Origin of the sequence: Pontibacter harenae, assembly GCF_020907245.1 — a bacterium.
Classification (GTDB): domain Bacteria; phylum Bacteroidota; class Bacteroidia; order Cytophagales; family Hymenobacteraceae; genus Pontibacter; species Pontibacter harenae.
In genome coordinates, this window is record NZ_JAJJWH010000034.1 from 29,935 (window position 1) to 49,610 (window position 19,676).

Below are 19,676 nucleotides of genomic sequence, written 5' to 3' on the forward strand. Positions count from 1 at the left end.
TTTTTAAGAATGAGCCACAACACTATTGCAGCTGCAGTGCCTCATGATTAAAAGTAACCGTACGAATGGCTCCCTTAAACCAGGACCTCTTGTCCATGCGGGTGCCGAGGGAGGTTTTAGCTTCTGCGCTGATAGGCAGATATGCTATATCTCCCGCTGATTCCTGCACACCGTTTACGTAGCCCCGCATTTGGCCATCCTGATAAACAAGCGCAACTGTAGCCCATTCATCAACAGGATGTGTTTTGGTGGAGTCAATCAGTACCAGCGAGGCATCCTCTGTACGCATAAAAAAGTCGACGTACCACTCCTGCTTGTTGTTCAGGCGGAGCTCGATCAGGATTCTGCGGCTCTCGTTATTGGGGTCCTGGATGTGCAGAAAACGTTGTTCTATGTTCTCTGGATAAGATGCATAAGGTTTAAAAGCCACTTCAATAGTAAACTCCTCAGCGCCAGTTATAGGGTTTGCATCCACCAGCAAGCCATCATCCACACCATCAAATTCAACGGCTTTGCCAGCAGGCTCCACGTTTATAACCTTCGGGTTACCGACTATACTTACCTCGTGGTTGCCGATGCTTTCGAGCGAATTTAAATGCCAGACCTCCGTTTGCGGCTGCACTTTTGCGGTTTTGCATCCGCAGCAAAGTACAGCAAGTATAGCAAAGTATAGACTGAGGCTTTTGAAGTACATACTATTCCTTTTAAACTGTTGAAGCTTACGCATTCGCTAAAGACCGATCGAGATGTACGTAGCCGCCGTCAATGTGTAAAAGCTGCCCTGTAGTATGGCTGGAGCGCTCCGACAGCAGGAAAGCCGTGGTATTGGCAATTTCCTCAGGTGTGGTCATCCTGTTTCCTAAAGGAATTCGGTCGGTTATTTCCTTAAGCTTCTCTTCGGGGTTCGGCAGCGTCTGTATCCATTTTTCGTACTGCGGTGTCCAGGACTCCGCCACTACAATGGCATTTACCCTGATGCCATACTTAAGCAGCTCCACCGCCCACTCACGCGTAAGGGCATTGCGCCCGCCGTTTGCCGCTGCGTAGGCAGAGGTACCGCCTTGTCCTGTTTCAGCTGTTTTGGAGCTGATGTTCACAATGGCCCCTTTAGATTGTTTTAGTGCAGGCAGCGCATGATGTGCCAGCAGGTAGTAGTGCACTAGGTTGTTATGCAGTGAAGAAATAAACTTTTCATAGCTGCCGTTCTCCAGCCCCACCCCGTCGTTCACGCCCGCATTGTTCACCAGCCCATCAATCCTGCCATACTTATCTAAAACAGCGGCTACAGCCTGTTGGCATTCCTCTGGCTTCGATAGCTCCGCCACCACCTGAAATGCCTTACCTCCAGCAGCCTCCACCTCCGATACCGCCTGCTGGTTATCCTGGGCATCCCTTCCGAGTATAACAGGCACAGCGCCCTCAGCGGCAAGCACATCAGCAATGCCTCTGCCTATACCTTTGGCACCTCCCGAGACAATAATCACTTTATCCTGTAGTCCTAAATCCATCGTTCTAATTGGCTAAACTAACCCGTAAAAACTGGCGGCGTTCCCACCGAATAAAGCCTCCTGCTCCTCTTTACTGAAGGCGGAAAAATACTTCTCCACCACCCCAAGCGTTTCCTCGTAGCTTGCTGCCACCAGGCACACAGGCCAGTCGGAGCCGAACATAATACGCTCTGTGCCGAAGGCCTCTACCACCGTATCTATGTAAGGGATCAGATCTTCCTGCTTCCAGTTTTGCCAGTCGGCTTCCGTTACCAAACCTGAGATTTTACAGCTTACTTGCTTGTGCTTCGCCAGCGCCTGTATTCCCTGCTTCCACTCCTGCACTTCCCTTTGTTTTATATGCGGCTTGGCTAGATGGTCCAGTACAAAAGGTTGGTCAGGGAAAGCGGCTACGAACTCAGCAGTGTAGTGCAGTTGGTCGGGGTAAATCAGAATATCGTAGGTATAGCCGTACTTTTTTAGCAGGCTGATACCACGTGTAAACTCGGGCCACAGCATAATGGCTTTGTCGGGGTTGCCCTGCAGAATGTAGCGAAAGCCCTTCAGCTTCGGGAACTGCTTGTAATGCGCCAGCCTCTCCTCCACATCCTCGGCCAGAAAATTAACCCAACCTACTACAGCCTTTACAAAATCCTGCTGCCCCGCCTGCTCCAGCAGGAAATCATTCTCCTGCTCAGGCTGCGACGACTGCACCAGCACACAGCCATCAAAATTGTGCCGCTGCAGGATAGGCTGCAGATCCTTTGGCAGGAAGTCCCGCTGAATCACCGCCATCTCATCCGTTATCCAGCTGTCCCTGTACGGGTTGAAGTGCCAGAAGTGCTGATGTGCGTCAATCCGCAGCATAGGCTTTCACTTCTTGCCTCGACGAACCCAGGCCGTCTATACCTAATTCCACTACATCGCCAGGCTTCAGGTACACAGGTGGTTGCATGCCCAAGCCTACTCCTGCAGGTGTACCTGTGGTGATTAAATCGCCTGGCAGCAAAGTCATGAACTGGCTCAGGTAAGAAACCAGGAAAGGGATTTTGAAGATCAGGTTGGATGTGCTGCCTTTCTGCATGGTTTCGCCGTTCACCGTCAGCCACAGGCGCAGATTGTCTATGTCACCCAGTTCATCAGGTGTAGCCAGGAAAGGCCCCACAGGCGCAAAAGTGTCGTTGCTCTTGCCCTTCACCCACTGTCCGCCACGCTCCAGTTGGAAGCCGCGCTCGCTGTAGTCGTTGTGCAGCACATAGCCTGCTACATAACCCAAGGCTTCCTCTTCAGAAACATAGCTGGCTTTTTTGCCGATCACCACGCCCAGTTCCACTTCCCAATCCAACTTCTCGGCTCCCCTGGGTATCACCACGGCATCGTTCGGACCGCAAAGGGCACTGGTCGCCTTAAAAAATATAATCGGTTCTTCTGGCACTTTGGCGTTCGTTTCTTTGGCGTGGTCGGCGTAGTTCAGGCCAATACAAACAAGTTTAGAAGGACGCGCGATGGCGGAACCTAAACGAGCACCTTCAGGTATTCTTTGCAGTTTTCCTTCGTTTTCATCCAGGTAGCGCTGCAGGCGTTGCAGGCCATCCGTAGCGAAAAACTTCTCATTGTAATCTTCCCCAAAACCAGCAGTGTCGTAGTACACATCATTCAGTACAACACCTGTCTTTTCCTGGTCTGGTTCTCCGTAGCGTATCAGTTTCATAGTATAGTTTCTGCTTTTCTTAAGTGAAAAGTATTTTATGGTTGATTTTGTTTTTATAGATGGCTGAATCAATTCAGACTTCTCACTACCGTTCGAAATGAGAAAGTGAGAAGTGTGTTAACATCAGCTTAATTATTCAGCTTGATAAATCCACCGTCTATGGGGTAATCGTTGCCTGTAATGAAAGAGGCTTCGTCGGAGCAGAGGTACAGAATCAGCTTCGATATTTCGTCTGGCTTGCCCATTCTGCCGATAGGTTGTGTTTTAGAAAGTTTAGCAAACATCTCATCTTCCTGCCCAGGATAATTTTTAGCCAGAAAACCATCTACAAAAGGCGTATGCACACGGGCAGGCGAGATGCTGTTGCAACGGATGTTGTCCTGCAGGTAATCTTTTGCCACCGATAAAGTCATGGCATACACAGCGCCCTTGCTCAAGGAATAGGCAAAGCGATCTGGCAAACCGACCAGCGCAGCTATGGAACCCATGTTCAGGATTACACCACCCCCGTTTTCTTTCATGATAGGAATAGCGGCATAAAGGCAGTTGTAAACACCTTTAACATTTACCTGGAACACGCAGTCAAAGTCCTGTTCTGAAGTGGTATCGGCTTTACCGATATGAGATACGCCTGCGCTGTTTACGAGTATGTCCAGTTTACCTATACTTCTGAACACCTCTACTACCTGCTGCTGGTTTGTTACATCGCAGGTCTGGGTATAGGCGGTACCGCCGCTGTTTTGTATCTCTTCTACTGTTGCCTGTGCCTGCTCCTGGTTCACATCCAGCACCTGCACCAGGGCTCCCTGTTGAGCAAAAGTCAGGGCCACGGCTTTTCCTATACCGCTGCCACCTCCCGTTACCAGGGCTACTTTATCATCAAGTCTAAACATAAGATCGAATGTTGATCAATTTTATAGTTGATGCAGTACAATTCTCTCCCTGCTTCGCCTCTTCCTCCTCTTGTACTACTTATTTTTAAGTTGATTTTCTAAAGCACAGCCTTCGGTTTATTTAATTGCGCTTCGGCTGTACCATGATGCTGAACTTTATCAGCACTTAGTTTTGCTTCTAAAAGCGCATAGACGGCCACCACACCAAAACAAACCAGCGGCACGTAAAAAGCAGTGCCAATACCTACCGTTTGGTCGGAGATGTAGCCTTGCAAGGCAGGCAGTAATGCTCCACCCAGTATAGCCATAATCAAGCCTGAGCCACCGATTTTTGTATCTTCTCCAAGGCCCCTGATGCCCAGTCCGTAGATGGTTGGGAACATCAGCGACATGCAACCTGAAATACCAATTAGAGCATACACACCTAAGATACCACTTCCGTAAATAACAATAAGCGTGAGCACCATAGCAACAGCGGCAGTCATAAAAAGAAGGGTTCTGGGTTTAATATAGCGCATCAGGGCCGTGAAAACAAACCTGCTAACCATAAACAGCACCAGTGAAGCCGTATAATAATTGGCCGCACCCTCTTCGTTCAGCCCCAGTTCCTGCATCACATAGCGAATGGTAAAGGACCAGATACCGATCTGGGCACCTATATAGAAGAACTGTGCAATAACAGCCCAAGTATAATGTGGTGTTCTGATTAGTCGTTTGAAAGTCGGTCCCAGATCAAGGTTACCTCCAGCGTCAGAGGCTTTGGGCATTTTTGTGAATTTTACCACCACCCACAGCACCATCAGGAACACTGCCACACCCACATAAGGCCCCATCACGGCAGTAAGTTCTTCTGATTGAATGACAGCCAGCTGAGCATCGCTCATGGCCCCGCGTTCCGCCGCACTTGATAAATTCAGTTGCGAAAGTATAAACAACTGGCTCAGCACAACACCTGTAATTGAGCCAATGGGGTTAAACGACTGGGCCAGGTTTAAGCGTCTGGTACCTGTTTCTTCTGGCCCCATGGCTACAATGTATGGATTAGCAGAAGTCTCGAGAATAGACAAGCCACCAGCCAGAATATAAAGTGCTATCAGGAAATGGCCATAAGACACGGTGAGGCTGGCGGGGTAAAATAGCAATGAGCCAAGTATAAACAGGCCCAAGCCCAGCAGTACGCCTGTTTTATAAGAGTATTTTTTAATAACGATAGCCGCTGGCAAGGCAAGGCAGAAGTAAGAGCCATAAAACGCCACCTGTATCCAGGAGGCCTGGAAGTCTGACAGGCTCAGTATCCGCTTAAATGCAGCCAGCAAGGTATCGGTCATGTTGTTGGCCAAGCCCCACAAAAAGAAGAGGCTTGTGATCAGGATGTAAGGCCAGATATTACCCGACCTTATCATAGACACTTTCTGGTTCTCTGTACTCATAGCGCTGCTTCGTTAGACATGGGTAGTAGAGGCTGTAACTGGTTAGCTTCTGTCTATCAAGATATTCTTTTTAAATTGTTCTTCAAAGAGAAACCTAAGTATACTGCCGCTATTGGCATAGTATCTTCTACATCTAAATAAAGCTACAACACTGGGTGATGAGTAAGATGGCAGAAGCATTTAGGCACAAACACACCTGCCAAACCCACGGCGAGAGCTACTAAAACCGCTTACTTATTCTGAAGCTCTACTAGCTCCCCGTTTATAGTTACATTCTCAAAGCTGATGCTTTTGATATTGGAGAACTTATAAGGCACCCTCACATTATTTATTCTCACGTTGATCAGGCGCAGGTTCTGCACAGGCGACTCTTCGTAACCCTCTAACAAAACACCGACTTCACCGCCATTTTGCACGGTCATGTCTCGTACCTCTATGTTTCGAACAGAGGGAATGTGCGGGCCTGAATCTTCGTAAAACATATTTACCCTGATTACTTGCTCTGCTACCTGCCCCACCTCTATGTTGCGCAGATACACATTCTCTACCACTCCACCACGCATCGAACTTGTTTTAATTCTTAACGCTCTATCTAATAAAGGGCTGTTCATGGTGCAGTTCTCGGCAAATACATTTCGCACACCTCCCGATATCTCGCTGCCAATTACCACACCGCCATGCCCGTTTGCCATAGAGCAATTTTGTATGATAATGTTCTCACTCGGAACGTTTATCCTGCGGCCATCAGCATTTCTGCCCGATTTTATGGCAATGCAATCATCTCCCGTATTAAAATAACAATCTTTAATAAGCACGTTCTTACAGGACTCTGGGTCGCAGCCATCGGAGTTAGGGCCCTGGCTCTCTACTCGCACACCCTGAATAGTCACGTTGGTACAAAGCACAGGGTTGAGTATCCACATAGGAGAGTTCACAATGGTCACCCCTTCTATCAGCACATTCTTGCAACGGTAAGGCTGTACGAACTGCGGGCGCAAGTAGTAGCCTTCCCCAAACTTCCTTTCCGAAACAGGCACATTGTTCTCAGCCATTTCGAATAAGGCCAGTCTCTTGTCATCGTCGTTCTGGCTAGGCATACCCACATTCCAACCATATTTCTTGTTTCCTTTCCAGGGCCACCAGTTGGTTTCGTTGGCCTGCCCATCCAGTGTACCTTCACCTGTTACTGCAATGTTCGTTTCTTCGAAAGCGTAGATCAGGGGCGAATAATTCATCAGTTCCACTCCTTCCCAACGGGTATAAACCAATGGTAAGTAATCTTTCGGATTAGTCGAAAATAAAATGCGGGCTCCTTTTTCGAGGTGCAGGTTTACGTTACTCTCTAGGTAAATAGGCCCTGATAAATAATCCCCAGCAGGTACTACTACGCGCCCTCCACCTGCGCTGCTACAGGCTTCTATGGCTTGTTTAATGGCTGCAGAGTTATCTGCTTTGCCGTCTCCCACTGCTCCGAATTCTGTAACCTTAAAATCTTTATCGGGAAAGGTAGGAGGAACAATCTGTGTTAGAATGTCTGCGGCATATTGCCAGGCATCAGCAGCTATCGTCTCTTCGGTCTGGCTGCTTGTGGTAGTACGCTTAGTGCAGGAGGCAAAAACAAGCAGCAACACAAGCACAAAAGCAGAAGGAAAAATTAAGTTTGTTCTCATCAGCAGAAATCTATACTTGTCTCTCGGCTGAGGCCAACATAGGCGTACCTCGTTTGCATAGCTGTAGCGCCAAACCCCAGGGGTCGCGGAGCATAACCAGGTGCGACCCATCCTCCAGTTGCTGATCTGACACAACACTCGCTCCTGCCTTTTCCAAGCGTTCTTTGTCTTGAGCGGGATCTTCTGACACAAAAGCCAGGTGCACTAGCAACGGGTTCATTTCTCTGTAGGGTGGCACCTCGTCTGCAGGATTACAGTAAATCTCTATCATTATTCTGCCGCTATCATCGGCCAGAAAAGTCATATGAGGTGGCTCCTCTTGCTGCTTTACAACTGTCAGGCCCAGGTGCTCTACATACCATTTGGCCATCGTAAGCGGGTCTTCTACGTTCAGGGCAAAGTGTTCTAGTTTCATGGTTTAGTTGTTAGATTTTAGATGCTAGATAGTAAACTCTTTCCTACCTGAAGCCTTCCCCGTTTCAAAGCCTACATTGGGAGCAGTTCATAAGTATACAACAGGCATCAAGCCTTTACAAGAATTTCTGAAAAGTATAGCTAAGACTTTCATAGGTATACAACTGTATTCAAGGTCCTGTGTCTTACGACTTTTCTCTTTTTTACTTAAGCCACTTCTCCAGCCAAGCAAAAGCGTCCTCCTGCATCGGAATCGTCATAGAGTGAGGTGCATCATAATATTTGCAGGCGAATTTGTCCGAGGCATTCATACGGGAATAAATCGTTGAAAGCTTTTGCTCTGCGGCCTGCATCCCCGCTATACTAAAAAGTTTATCCTGATTACAGTTCATGATCATCAAGGGACGTGGAGCATTTAACGAGGGAACGTCGGGCAAGTCGAGGAACTCATACTGACGCGGCACATACATCATCCAGGTATGGTGGGCATGTTGCTGCAACATGTGCTGATATGTAGTAGAGAAAGCTGCCACCACACCTGTTTTTATCCTAGAGTCGAGCCCGAAGAGGTAGTTACTGCGCAATCCGCCTAAAGACAGACCAATGCAGCCGATTTTATCTTTATCTACTTCTGGCCTGGAAAGCAGGAAATCTACAGCTACTTTGTCGTTCTGCACAATCATGCCGAGCCATGTGGTGCCTGCTGTAAGAATAGTTTTATTCATTGCCACCTCGTTCGGCCCTGCCACCTGCTTGTTGTAAATTTTGATGCGTTCACTTTCATCGGCTCCTCCTATTTTCTTCTCGTATCCTTTGGCATCAACCAACAGGGCTGGATTCAGCTTTTGGGAGCCAAAATATGGCGCATCAGGGCAAAGCACTATAAAACCCCGCTTCGCGAGTTCATCAGCATAATACCTGCCGTCGTACAGGTTCTGCACATACTCTTTTAGTAAAGCAGGCTGATTATCTGTGTAAGTATGTTTCTCTTTTCCGAAAAAATAAAAACCGCCGTGGTCGTGTAGGGCGATAACGGCGGGCGCAGGTTTGGTAAGGTTATCAGGTATAAGCAGGAATGCTTCTGTTTTCTGTAATGCATTTACGTTATACCGCACCAAGTATTGGGTATAACCTTCGCGTTTGGTCGTGCTTAAAACTTCGGAGTTAAGTGGCGCAGGAGTCGGATTGAAGGCGAGCAAATCGTTTAGCTGTGCTTTGGCAGTTTTTCGCCACTTTTCCACACTGCGCCAGTTTCGGGAGAGATACGATAAACTGCTGTTTTCTTTGCTGGCGTAGGCATCCAGAAGCGGGTAAAAATTAGCGACATCAGATTTAGGTTGCTCCTGAGCCTTTAAGGTGCTGCTCATACAGCAAAACGAGGCCAAGAAGCAAGCAAACCAAATGTTGAAGATATTTCTTGTCATAGAGTATAGTAAAAGGCACTTTCTACTTCATCTGAAGCTGGTATACCTTGCCTTTTTTAGTGGTTAAATCTACTTCAATTACTTTGGGTACGTCCGCTTTTTGAATATCTGCTTTTGCTGAAACCAAAGGTTCTTTCACCGCAGCTGTTCGGTAAAAAGGATTTTCATTCTCTCCCTCGGCCTGCTTCAACTCGCCTTTTCCAGCCAAGGTTAAAGGGCTTGATGTACGGATTCTGCAGTTGCCTCCCAGATTTGAATGTACCGTTAGTGATTTCACTTTTCCGTTCTCCCAGCTCATGTCTAACACAAAACCACCTCTTGCCACCAGCCCCTTCACCTCGCCAGATTGCCAGGCGTCTGGCAACGCAGGAAGCAAATGAATGGCCCCATCGTGGCTCTGCACCAGCATTTCAGCTATACCAGACGTACAGCCAAAGTTTCCGTCTATCTGGAAAGGCGGGTGCGCATCGAAGAGGTTCGGGTAAGTGCCTCCCCCTTCTCCAGAGGCCTCGCTACCAGCAGGCGTTAGCTGGTCCTGGATAAGCTTATAGGCACGGTTTCCATTCAGCAGCCTTGCCCACAGATTCACTTTCCAACCCATAGACCAGCCAGTAGATCTATCTCCACGGTACACCAGCGAATTTCTGGCGGCAGCAAACAAGGCAGGATTGCTGAACGGAGACACCTGGTTACTTGGGTACAAACCATATAGATGCGACACATGGCGGTGCTTATCGCCTGTTCTGTCCCAATCGTGCATCCACTCCTGCAACTGGTTATGCTGCCCTATTTGCATGGGCGGCAGTCTGTCTCTTTTTGCTTTTACCGTATCCGCAAAAGCTTTGTCAGTACCCAACACCTCGGCTGCCCGAATAATGTTGGAAAAAACATCGAATACCAGCTGGTTATCCATAGTAGTGCCTGCCGCAATAGAAACACCGCTCTGGTGCGCATTTTCAGGCGACATGGAGGGTGCTACCACAAGCCACTTATTCGTAGGTTCCTCCTGCAGTACATCTACATAAAACATGGCTGCGCCTTTCAGAACAGGATACATCTCCTTCAGGAATTTCTTATCGCCTGTAAAAAGGTAATGCTGCCAGATATGCTGCGTAAGCCAGGCTCCTCCCATCGGCCAAAGTCCATAAAAAGCGCCATCTATAGGACCCGTCATGCGCCAGATGTCGGTGTTGTGGTGCATATTCCAGCCTCTGGCACTGTACATGGTGCGGGCACTTTCTTTGCCTGTCTCCGCTAAGTCTTTGAGCATGGCAAAGAGTGGTTCGTGCATTTCTGGCAGGTTCGTTACTTCCGCTGGCCAGTAGTTCATTTCTGTGTTAATGTTGACAGTATACTTGCTGTCCCAGGGCGGCGAGACTTTATCGTTCCAGATACCCTGCAGATTGGCAGGCTGCGTACCAGGCTGTGAGCTGGAGATAAGCAAATACCTGCCGAACTGAAAGTATAGCGCAGCCAGATGCGGATCATCCTCGGTGGCAAAGGCAGCCAGGCGTACATCTGTTGGCTGCTGTACCATCTCTGTCACGCCCAGGTCAAGCGATACTCTTTCGAAGTACTTTCTGTAGCTTTCGATGTGGGCTTCCTTTGCCTTTTTATACTTCTTCCCGCTGGCATGGCTCAGATAATTCGCTGCTTTTTCAGCTTCATTGCCAGTTATATCTTTGTAACTTCTGAAGTTGGTACCCATCGAAACATATATGGTGGCCGCATCGGCACCTGTAATCTGCAGCGAAGTGTCCGTAGCAGATACGTTTCCTCCTTCCACAACAGGTTGTACCTGCGCCTGGAATTTAACCCTTCCTTTTTTGTTATCTACATCGCCTGAAACTCCCGCCAAAATCAGCTTGTTTTGCTTTGTTGCCACTGAGTTTTGCTTGTGCGGACTATTCATGCTGAGCGTACAGGTGATGCTTTTCGGCCTGTCTGCGGTTAATCTAACAACAAGCACCTGATCAGGAAAAGAAGTAAACATCTCCCTCTTAAAAGTAACGCCATTTACTTTATAAGATACAGAGGATACAGCTCGTTCTATGTCCAGGTCGCGGTAATAGTTTTGTGCAGCATCGTGATTGGGGAAGGTTAGATACAGATCGCCCACAGGCTGGTAAGGCATACCGTAGTTATTGTCGGCAGGAGCATGCCTCGGAACTTTCTCCAGTGCAAGTGCTTGTGCCTCTTTGTGCTTTCCTTCAAAAATCAGCTTGCGGATTTCGGGAAGGGCGCTGTTTAAGGCTGTGTTAATGTTATTTCCAGGTTCACCCGCCCAAACCGTTTCTTCGTTTAGTTGCAGCTGTTCACGACCAGGGCTTCCGAAGACCATCGCACCGATGCGGCCGTTTCCGAGAGGCAAAGCTTCATTCCAATTGTCAGCTGGCTTTGTATACCATAGTTTCAGCGCAGGAGCCTCTGTAGGCTGTGCAACAGTGTTGCCCAACAGAAAACACCACATGAAAGCTATTAGGTATAGGCTTTTGAACTTGTACATGAAGTTTGGCTTTGGTTTGTTGCTGATATTTTTCTCCCTCTTGCTTAAAACTTACCTTTTCGCCGATGCCTCCGCAGGCTTCAGCGTTTTCATGGCATCAAAAACTAGCTGTGCTACAGCCCTGGCTCCCTCTGGCTGAAAGTGGGTATTGTCTTTTTCACCATCTGGATAGGCTGTGTATTTGCCCACAGGAAGGTTCATGAAATAATGGTTGGTAACATACTCCTGTCCTTTGGCCGAAAAGGCATCAATAGAAAGTTGTGTAAGGTCGATGAGCGGCACATTCAGTTCTTTGGCTACTTCTTTAGCCGCCTGTGGGTATTCGCCATGCACATTGCTCAGCTTGCCGTCTTTCCAGGGGTAATTACGATTAACTGGCGTGAGGATGATTGGAAGTGCTCCTTTTTGGCGCGCCTGGTTCACGTACAGGCGCAGGTACTCTTTGTAGGCTGTTACGTTAGTATAGCGTTCAGGCTTGTTCTCGGCTGCATCGTTATGGCCGAACTGCATCATCACTACATCTCCTTTCTGCAGGTTATGGTATACTTCCGCCCAGCGCCCTTCCTCAAAAAAAGTACGAGTGCTGCGTCCGCCCCTGGCTTTGTCGAGTACGATCACACTATCACCTTTAATGATGCTTTTAACTTGAGAAAGGCTGTCTTTGCTCATGAAAGGCTGAAACACCTGTCCCCAACCTGCAATGGGATAGCGTGTGGTCATGTAATCTTTCTCATCATAATCTCCTGTGTAATCAGCTACCGTAGAATCACCGATCAGGTATACTTTTACTGGCTTCTTTTTAAAAGCAATGAAGGATGTGAGAATGACGCTGACGAGGATAAAGGGCAGGATCCTGAGAGTATTGGTATTCATAGGCTTGATGTAGTCGTAATTTTACAAATCGTTTTCACTTCGGTTAGTATTTTAGCTGTTGTAGAACGGCTCCTCAGACAATGGAGCAACAATTTCTGACTAAAGAATACCTTTCTCACATTTATAAAGTCCTAAAGTAGTTGCCCTTGCCCTTATTGCGTGTTATCACCAACAAGCAATAAGACATTACTTACAGGAAGAAGTAAAAATCATCACTAACTCATTTTTCATTCTTGAATGGAAAAATTGTAGCCTTCAAGCTCTTTACTGTCTTGCTAACTCTTCCGCTGTACTGCTTGTTGATGAGAACACACAACAAGGGCAAAGGGGATTTCTCTACCTGCCGCAAGTTTTCAACCTGCTATATTATTTGGCATGGAATGACAAAACTTACTTCTTCAGCAGCTTCGCCAGTTCAGGCAATGCCGTTCGCATCTCATCAGCCACCAAATCACTCACTCTGAATGCACCGTAGGCCGAAAGATGCGTGTCGTCCTTTCTTCCTTCAGGTAACGATTCGTATTCTGACGGATCTATATGTAGAAACAATGCCTTTGATTTTTCTTCTCCATAGCGGCTTACCAACTCTTTGGTGCGCTTGTGCAGGTCTAGCAGAGGTACGTTTTGCTGCTTGGCCACTTGCCGCACTACGTCCGGATATTTGCCGTGCGTTTCCACCAGTTCGCCATTTTCAAACAACCTTCTGACGATGGGCGTAGCCAGCACAGGTATAGCGCCTTTGGCTCTTGCCTCGGAAATATAACGCTCCAGGTTTTGGCGGTAATCAGTTTCAGGGGCAGCATAACGTTTAGGATCCTCGCTTTTAGCATCGTTGTGCCCAAATTCAATGATCACATAATTGCCTTTCTTCAGCTTGTTCAGCACTTTGTCCCAGCGGCCTTCGTCGCGGAAGCTTTTGGTACTGCGCCCGTTCACGGCATGGTTTTCTACTTTCACACCCTCCTGCAAGTATAGCGGGAACACCTGCCCCCAACCTTTCTCTGGATTTCCGTTGCTGTAAGGTTTATCTGCTACAGTAGAATCTCCCACTAGAAAAATGGTTGTTTCCTTCTTCTGGATATAGCTTACCAGTGGCAATGCCAGCAGCACGAGCAGCCCCCATCGTATAGCAGTTTTTATGGTTCCTGTATTCTTGTTTTTCATCTTGTACAAAGCGTTTAGTTTTCGCTTAAGCTTTAATTGCTGTTATGTTAGCAAAGCAATATTGGATTTTGGCTATAAAGCAAAGTAATTTACTTTCTGGTCACCCATTGCTGCTTCCACTGGGGGTAATCTTTCTCCAATAGTTCCTGCGGAGCATTGCTGTACCAGTTATAGCCGTTTCTGCGCTCCTCTTCTATCTCCGATAGATTTTCCCGCACAATTCCATCTCGGCCAACAAACATAGGTTGGTTCGTGTTGATGTCGTAGAAACGAGCCCACATTGGAGGTGCCGAAGGGTCTTTTATGACCACTACATCATACTTTTTTCTCGCTGCAGGCTCTGCTACTCTTTCTAGCCGAATACCTTCAAATTTCACCTGTTCCAGCCACACGACAGCCCCTTCTATGGCATGCATCACTGCTGGACTTGGGTTCTCAATTGCCATTAGGTACTTTACAATGTCTACCGTTTCTCCGCCGCTAAGGGAAGGTAGTTCATAAGCACGGGCTTTTTGAGGACTCAGGTCATACCGATCGTGCTGCGCACACCAAACGGTTAATTTACCGTTTACCTTTACCTGTGTTTTCAAAATTACCTCTATCCCTTTATCAACAGCCCTTGCGGCCTGATTTACCCGCTCGGTGTCAACAAAAGTGTATGGCTCTTTTTTGTGTGCCACATCGGTTAGCAACTCCATTACCCCGATCATGGCGCCATCGTTAAACGTGATGTGCTCGTAGTAGCCTTTCTTGATCGGGTAGAATTGCGGCCATCCACCATTTTCATATTGGGCTTCTAACAGGTAATCTACTCCCCGTAAAAAGCTTTGCTTGTACTTATCCTGACCTGTAGCCTTGTAAACTTTAGCCAGAAACTCCATCTGGGTAAAAGTGGCGTTGTTATCGATGGTTGCCTCGCCCTTCTTTTCTACCTCCGACTGAAGCATTGCTCTCTCTTTACTTGAAAGGACCTTTGCCATGTCTGTATTCTTGTCCCAGCCGCCACTATCGCGCTGGTATAAGAGCAGGTTGTCAGCAATGCGTATAGCTTCAGGTGCAGCATACCAGCTTTCGCTTTGCTGTAATAGTGCTCGGCTCCACCTGACAGGTTCAGCAGCATGCGTTTTATGTGTTTGTCCAGTACAACCAACAGCCAAAAGGCAGTAGAATGCAAGTACTACCTGAGTATGCAAAGCACGGATGCTATAGACCCACGTTTTAAAAGAAGTAAGATTAGGCTTCTGCTTGTTTCTCTTCATCCCACAGCTAATCCAGTACATGGTAAATGAGTTACTTAAAAATTAAATGAACTGTAAAGCAGCCTACGTTAAGGAAAGCGCAGGCTGTTTACTTTTCTACTGCTCCATGGTAAGTGCGGTATTGCTCAAATCTTTACCCTTCGATACCTGCTGCGAAGCGTTTTTAAAATCTTTACTTTCGAGCTTTACATTTTTTGTGAGTGGCCCCAATACTTTTACTACTGGCCCCTGTGTTTCATCATAAGCCAAACCTTCTACTTCTACATTTTTGCTATTATAGATCGTAAGCGCAGGTCCTTTCTCAGCTATCACCTTCACATTTTTCAATGTAATACCATCCGCATCAACCGCTGTAATGCCTTTTCTTGCTTTCAACAGAGCATTTTCGATGTTCACATTCTGCAAATTCATCTCTGGCAAGCCTTGCAGGGCCACTGCCTCATCAGCACCAGATACACGAATGTTCTTCATGTAAATGTCTTTGAAGGATGGTGTTTTTTCGGTTACAGGCACAGCTTCTTCGCTTCTGGCTTCTGTGCTAGCATTCTGATCTTCCTCAAGCACAGGAGAGTTACCGCCATAAAAGAGGTTAAAGCTAATGGCCTGCGTCGGGATGTTGATCATGTCTATGTTAGAAATGTAGATGTTTTCTACAACGCCGCCTCTGCCGCGTGTGCTCTTAAAGCGCAGGCCGATATCGGTTCCCATAAAGATACAGTTAGATACATGAACGTTCTTTACACCACCCGACATCTCGCTACCTACCACAAAACCGCCGTGTCCGTGGTATACTGTGTTATTCTTCACAATCACGTTTTCTGTAGGGATACCTCTTTTGCGGCCATCTTCATCTTTACCAGACTTAATACAGATCGCATCATCCCCCACATCAAATGTATTGTTATAGATCACGGAATTTTTGCAGGACTCTAAATCAAGGCCATCACCGTTTTGGGAGTACCAGGGGTTGCGTACGTTCAGATTGCGAATGGTAACGTCTTCGCACATCAGCGGGTGCAGGTTCCAGGCAGGAGAATTCTGGAAAGTCGGACCGTCCAGCATTACTTTTTTGCAGTTTACCAGGCTCACCATGACAGGGCGCAGGTAATCTTTTACGGCCTCGAACTGTGCCATCTCCGTAAAATTTGGCACATTAAAATTATCATTGCTGTCTCCTTTTTTAGACTTCTCAGAAGGATACCACATTTTACCATCATCGCTTAGCACCCCTCCCGATTTCAGAAGGTTTTTCCATTGTGAATCCGTCATTTTACTTTTCTTCACAGGGCGCCAGGCATCGCCGTTTCCATCAAAAGTACCTTTGCCAGTTATGGCAATATTTTCTATATCTTTTCCATAAATCGGGGATATAGTGCGGTAGGTATCCAAGCCTTCAAAGCTTGTTGCGATCAGTGGATAATCATCAAAATCCTTACTGAAGATAACCATTGCACCTGCCTCTGCATGCAGGTTGATATTGCTTTTGAGCACAATCGGTCCTGTCAGCCACATGCCTCTTGGAATAACTACTCTTCCTCCACCTTTTGCAGCGACGGCGGCAATGGCTTTTTTAAAGGCTTCTGAATTTTTTGTTAAGCCATCGCCCACAGCGCCAAACTCTGTTATACTTACACTATAGTTCGGAAAGCTCGGTTCCTGCACACGCGGCATATAAAACTCTAATCCGTCGTACAGGGTAGCCTCTATATTGCTTGCGCTGCTTGCACCATTAGCTGTAGTTGTTGAGCTTGTTGCTGAAGCAGTTGCTACGCTCTCGCTAGAAGATTGGCGCTGGCAGGAAAACTGAAGTGCCCCGGCCATACCAATTAGCAGCATAAAACGGTTCACATATAAATTCTTCATCTTCATATCTATACTTGTAATTTTTTCCGTGATAAAGTTATTTCGTAATTCTGAACCAGTCGTAGTCAGCATAGCCAGCATCATTGGTTTTATCGGGGCGGGTTGCAAACAAACCTACCTTGGCTCCGATCCAGCGACCAGGTACGGCTGTAAACGTGCTGCCGACTTCCTTAAACTGATTACCATCTTCGCTGTAGCTAAAGCGGCATTGAGCTCCTTTGTCTATATTCACGCGCAGGTATACTTCTTTGCCATTAAGCTTGCCCAGCAGTTGCTCCTTTTCAGGTGTACCCTTGTGCGCATCGTCCACTGAAGTATAAGCCAGGTAAATACCATCCTTTTTGCTCACCAGCGAGAGGTAAGCGTAATCCTCACCCATCACAATCAAGCCTGTGCGCTCATTCTGAAGCTTTTCAGTATTAGGCGTGAAAGTGAGTTTGGTAGTAGCTGTGAAGTCTTCGGCAGGAAACTTTTGCAGCAGCAGGTTTGGCACATCCCAGTAGTTCTTAAAATCAGCAGGCAACTGTTCTGTAAACAAGCGCAATTTACCTGTGCTGCCTGTTGCGAAAGCCCAAGTGGCTTTCGGGTTTGCGTGCCATTGCCACTGCAGCCCTAAACCGTTTCCATCAAATTCATCCGATTCCTGCGGGGTTACCTTCGGATAGCTTTTACCCACGTTCGGCTTTTTATAGCTCATCACAGGCTGGCCTTTGCCGTCACCGTCTTTATCTTCTCCAATCACAGGCCAATCATTTTTCCACTCCATTGGTTGCAGATGCACTACACGACCGTAAGCTTCTATGTCCTGAAAATGGATAAACCAATCTTCACCTGTCGGGGTATCCACCCAGGCACCCTGGTGCGGACCGTTTATAGTTGTATTGCCCTGATCCATTACTATTTTCTCCTCGTAAGGACCGTATACATTTTTAGAGCGCAGCACAAGCTGCCAGCCTGTAGACACACCGCCTGCAGGAGCAAAAATATAGTAGTAACCATTATGCTTGTAGAACTTCGGCCCCTCCACCGTTGGGTGATTATCGTGTCCATCGAACACCATCACGCCAGCATCCAGCACTTTCGTACCTTCAGGATTCATCCTGTTCACCGCCAAAACACTTTTTATACCCGCACGACTACCTGCATAAGCATGCACCAGATAAGCCTTGCCGTCCTCATCCCAAAGCGGACAGGAATCGATCAGGCCTTTACCCTCCATTACCAGTACAGGCTTCTCCCACTGGCCCGCAGGGTCTTTGGTTTTCACCATGTAAACGCCGTAATCAGGATCGCCCCAATAAATGTAAAACTCCCCGTTATGGTGCCTGATGGCAGGAGCCCAAACACCATTGCCATGTTGTGGTTTTGAGAAATGCTCCGATGGCGTATTTTCATCCAAAGCATAACCGATGATCTTCCAGTTCACCAGATCCTTCGAGTGCAGAATCTGCAAACCTGGTATGGCATTAAAGCTGGAGGAGGTCATGTAATAGTCATCTCCTACACGGCATACATCAGGATCAGAATAGTCGGAGTAAATAATAGGGTTTTTGTAAGTACCGTCGCCATTATCCGCAACCCAAGCCTTCGATACTTCGCCTGTTGGAACTGGCGCAGAGGTTCTCTCTGTAGTACCAGTGTTCGTGCTTGTATTTGCCACCGTGGCGCTGGAACTGGTTTGGTTAGATCCTGAGCAGGAGAAAAGAAATAGTGATACTACTGCACAGGAAAAGGTGAATCGGTTACAGGTCATTTTATGCTTTTATACTTAATAAGTTGAATTCTAATTCATAATTTAAAGTTTACTTACCAGCTGTTGCTGTAGCCTTGCCTGGTGTCCAGTCGCCGAAAATCTTCGCCAGCGTATATTCAGCAAGCTGCTCTTTCGTCAACTGGTGTGACCATGGCACTCGCGCTTTAGCGTTTGCACCCGGTCCTTTGGAGTTATACTCAGCATAGTAAGTTGTTTTCTCAGCATCAGGCTTGTTCCAGTTGTGCCAGCCTTCTGGTTTAATCATGTTACCTAGGTAGCTGTTAATAAAAACAGTTTTGGCGAATGGTCTCCAGGGGCGGCCCAGGTAATAAGAGTTGGCAGGCGCGTCGCCTGTAATGCGGCAGTTCAGGAATACAAAACCATAGGATGTTCCTTCTAAGGTAGAGGCTGCCGTAATATAGCTGCCACCCTTTTTGCAGTAAATCTCGCAGTTCTCGAATACAGCCGTAGACCAGCCGAAAATAAAGTCTGTTGTGCCTTCTATGTAGCAGTTTTTATAGTACTGGCGGCTCTTTTCGCCGTGCGGGTACAGCGTGTCTTGATTACCTAAAAACCTGCAGTTTGTAAACATTACTTTATCACCGTCTATGCGCACTGCTACTGCTTGTCCAACTGGACCTGCTGAATTTTCGAAGGTGATGTTTTCTGCTGAAAAATCATCGCCAAAGATGTAAAAACTAGTAGAGCCTGTCGTACCCATTTCCTCCCCAAACCTGTTCTTTTTAGAAGCATAATCATCATAAGTGAGGATAGTTTTCTTTACATCTTCCCCCACAAAATGCACTGCTGTTTTAGAAGCTGGCAGTACCAGTTTTTCTTTATACATCCCGTTTTTGATGTAGATGGTAGTTGGGTTCTTCCTAAAATCAGGCACAGCGTTAATGGCTTCCTGCACTGTTTTAAAATCGCCACTTCCATCCTTTGCCACCACAAAATCATGCTGTTGCGCCTGCACGTAGTTTAGAACCAGGCACAGCAGTATAGTAAGTATAGTAAGTATAGAAGCGTGTTTTTTTAAAGTCATTTCAACCTATTTTATAAACTGATATTTCTTCGCTATTTCGCTAGTGCGAGCTTGCAGCTCGTACTTCATTACCTAATTATTTTGCAACCAATACAGCTGTTGATGTACATGTAGTTGAGCAAGCTTTCTTGTTTTGTGAAGTGGTACGAGCTGCAAGCCTTATCCTGTTTCATAACTTTTCTGC

The 19,676-nt window shown here is 47.0% G+C and carries 16 protein-coding genes; all 16 read right to left on the reverse strand.

The annotated features are described in order from the left end of the window. Positions 1-22: 22 nt before the first annotated feature. The gene (locus tag LN893_RS15205; RefSeq protein WP_229971528.1) at positions 23-727 is read right to left on the reverse strand and encodes a LamG-like jellyroll fold domain-containing protein; all 705 of its coding nucleotides are present in this window, start codon (positions 725-727) and stop codon (positions 23-25) included. Beyond that, positions 720-1,508: an L-fucose dehydrogenase gene (locus LN893_RS15210; RefSeq protein WP_229971530.1), complete on the reverse strand. Its 789-nt coding sequence runs from the start codon at positions 1,506-1,508 to the stop codon at positions 720-722. The genes LN893_RS15205 and LN893_RS15210 overlap by 8 nt, the downstream gene beginning before the upstream one ends. A gap of 12 nt (positions 1,509-1,520) precedes the next feature. After that, complete coding sequence (locus tag LN893_RS15215; RefSeq protein WP_369427686.1) at positions 1,521-2,354, reverse strand: amidohydrolase family protein; 834 nt, start codon at positions 2,352-2,354, stop codon at positions 1,521-1,523. Then, the gene (locus LN893_RS15220; RefSeq protein ID WP_229971532.1) at positions 2,341-3,198 is read right to left on the reverse strand and encodes a fumarylacetoacetate hydrolase family protein; all 858 of its coding nucleotides are present in this window, start codon (positions 3,196-3,198) and stop codon (positions 2,341-2,343) included. Before LN893_RS15220 ends, LN893_RS15215 begins: the two co-directional genes overlap by 14 nt. A 128-nt stretch (positions 3,199-3,326) precedes the next feature. Beyond that, positions 3,327-4,091 (reverse strand): SDR family NAD(P)-dependent oxidoreductase, encoded by a 765-nt coding sequence (locus LN893_RS15225; protein WP_229971535.1) that lies wholly within the window; start codon positions 4,089-4,091, stop codon positions 3,327-3,329. Positions 4,092-4,189: 98 nt separating this feature from the next. Beyond that, positions 4,190-5,521 (reverse strand): L-fucose:H+ symporter permease, encoded by a 1,332-nt coding sequence (gene fucP, locus LN893_RS15230; RefSeq protein WP_229971537.1) that lies wholly within the window; start codon positions 5,519-5,521, stop codon positions 4,190-4,192. Between the two features lie 230 nt (positions 5,522-5,751). Beyond that, positions 5,752-7,191, reverse strand: coding sequence for a glycoside hydrolase family 28 protein (locus LN893_RS15235; protein ID WP_229971539.1), 1,440 nt, complete (start codon positions 7,189-7,191; stop codon positions 5,752-5,754). A 10-nt stretch (positions 7,192-7,201) separates the two neighbouring features. Then, positions 7,202-7,606, reverse strand: coding sequence for a VOC family protein (locus LN893_RS15240; protein WP_229971541.1), 405 nt, complete (start codon positions 7,604-7,606; stop codon positions 7,202-7,204). Positions 7,607-7,808: 202 nt separating this feature from the next. After that, positions 7,809-8,972, reverse strand: coding sequence for a dienelactone hydrolase family protein (locus tag LN893_RS15245; RefSeq protein ID WP_229971543.1), 1,164 nt, complete (start codon positions 8,970-8,972; stop codon positions 7,809-7,811). Between the two features lie 79 nt (positions 8,973-9,051). Further along, a complete protein-coding gene (locus tag LN893_RS15250) occupies positions 9,052-11,535 on the reverse strand; it encodes a glycoside hydrolase family 95 protein (RefSeq protein WP_229971545.1) in 2,484 nt (827 codons plus the stop codon). A 51-nt stretch (positions 11,536-11,586) separates the two neighbouring features. Further along, a complete protein-coding gene (locus tag LN893_RS15255) occupies positions 11,587-12,408 on the reverse strand; it encodes a rhamnogalacturonan acetylesterase (protein ID WP_229971547.1) in 822 nt (273 codons plus the stop codon). A gap of 390 nt (positions 12,409-12,798) precedes the next feature. Next, positions 12,799-13,572 carry a rhamnogalacturonan acetylesterase gene (locus LN893_RS15260; protein WP_229971549.1) on the reverse strand — a complete coding sequence of 258 codons (774 nt, stop codon included), beginning with the start codon at positions 13,570-13,572 and terminating at the stop codon, positions 12,799-12,801. Between the two features lie 89 nt (positions 13,573-13,661). Continuing rightward, positions 13,662-14,831 carry a pectate lyase gene (gene pelA / locus LN893_RS15265; protein ID WP_229971552.1) on the reverse strand — a complete coding sequence of 390 codons (1,170 nt, stop codon included), beginning with the start codon at positions 14,829-14,831 and terminating at the stop codon, positions 13,662-13,664. Positions 14,832-14,927: 96 nt separating this feature from the next. Beyond that, positions 14,928-16,700: a glycoside hydrolase family 28 protein gene (locus tag LN893_RS15270; protein WP_229971561.1), complete on the reverse strand. Its 1,773-nt coding sequence runs from the start codon at positions 16,698-16,700 to the stop codon at positions 14,928-14,930. A gap of 31 nt (positions 16,701-16,731) precedes the next feature. Beyond that, complete coding sequence (locus tag LN893_RS15275; protein WP_229971554.1) at positions 16,732-18,447, reverse strand: glycoside hydrolase family 43 protein; 1,716 nt, start codon at positions 18,445-18,447, stop codon at positions 16,732-16,734. Positions 18,448-18,496: 49 nt separating this feature from the next. Beyond that, on the reverse strand, positions 18,497-19,492 hold the full coding sequence (locus LN893_RS15280; protein WP_229971557.1) for a pectinesterase family protein: 996 nt from the start codon (positions 19,490-19,492) through the stop codon (positions 18,497-18,499). Positions 19,493-19,676: the final 184 nt, after the last annotated feature.

What these genes read in the sequence shown, in the direction of transcription:
- LN893_RS15205 (WP_229971528.1), bottom strand. Translation starts at nt 727, where the DNA reads ATGCGTAAGCTTCAACAGTTTAAAAGGAATAGTATGTACTTCAAAAGC.
- LN893_RS15210 (WP_229971530.1), bottom strand. Translation starts at nt 1,508, where the DNA reads ATGGATTTAGGACTACAGGATAAAGTGATTATTGTCTCGGGAGGTGCC.
- LN893_RS15215 (WP_369427686.1), bottom strand. Translation starts at nt 2,354, where the DNA reads ATGCTGCGGATTGACGCACATCAGCACTTCTGGCACTTCAACCCGTAC.
- LN893_RS15220 (WP_229971532.1), bottom strand. Translation starts at nt 3,198, where the DNA reads ATGAAACTGATACGCTACGGAGAACCAGACCAGGAAAAGACAGGTGTT.
- LN893_RS15225 (WP_229971535.1), bottom strand. Translation starts at nt 4,091, where the DNA reads ATGTTTAGACTTGATGATAAAGTAGCCCTGGTAACGGGAGGTGGCAGC.
- fucP (WP_229971537.1), bottom strand. Translation starts at nt 5,521, where the DNA reads ATGAGTACAGAGAACCAGAAAGTGTCTATGATAAGGTCGGGTAATATC.
- LN893_RS15235 (WP_229971539.1), bottom strand. Translation starts at nt 7,191, where the DNA reads ATGAGAACAAACTTAATTTTTCCTTCTGCTTTTGTGCTTGTGTTGCTG.
- LN893_RS15240 (WP_229971541.1), bottom strand. Translation starts at nt 7,606, where the DNA reads ATGAAACTAGAACACTTTGCCCTGAACGTAGAAGACCCGCTTACGATG.
- LN893_RS15245 (WP_229971543.1), bottom strand. Translation starts at nt 8,972, where the DNA reads ATGAGCAGCACCTTAAAGGCTCAGGAGCAACCTAAATCTGATGTCGCT.
- LN893_RS15250 (WP_229971545.1), bottom strand. Translation starts at nt 11,535, where the DNA reads ATGTACAAGTTCAAAAGCCTATACCTAATAGCTTTCATGTGGTGTTTT.
- LN893_RS15255 (WP_229971547.1), bottom strand. Translation starts at nt 12,408, where the DNA reads ATGAATACCAATACTCTCAGGATCCTGCCCTTTATCCTCGTCAGCGTC.
- LN893_RS15260 (WP_229971549.1), bottom strand. Translation starts at nt 13,572, where the DNA reads ATGAAAAACAAGAATACAGGAACCATAAAAACTGCTATACGATGGGGG.
- pelA (WP_229971552.1), bottom strand. Translation starts at nt 14,831, where the DNA reads ATGAAGAGAAACAAGCAGAAGCCTAATCTTACTTCTTTTAAAACGTGG.
- LN893_RS15270 (WP_229971561.1), bottom strand. Translation starts at nt 16,700, where the DNA reads ATGAAGATGAAGAATTTATATGTGAACCGTTTTATGCTGCTAATTGGT.
- LN893_RS15275 (WP_229971554.1), bottom strand. Translation starts at nt 18,447, where the DNA reads ATGACCTGTAACCGATTCACCTTTTCCTGTGCAGTAGTATCACTATTT.
- LN893_RS15280 (WP_229971557.1), bottom strand. Translation starts at nt 19,492, where the DNA reads ATGACTTTAAAAAAACACGCTTCTATACTTACTATACTTACTATACTG.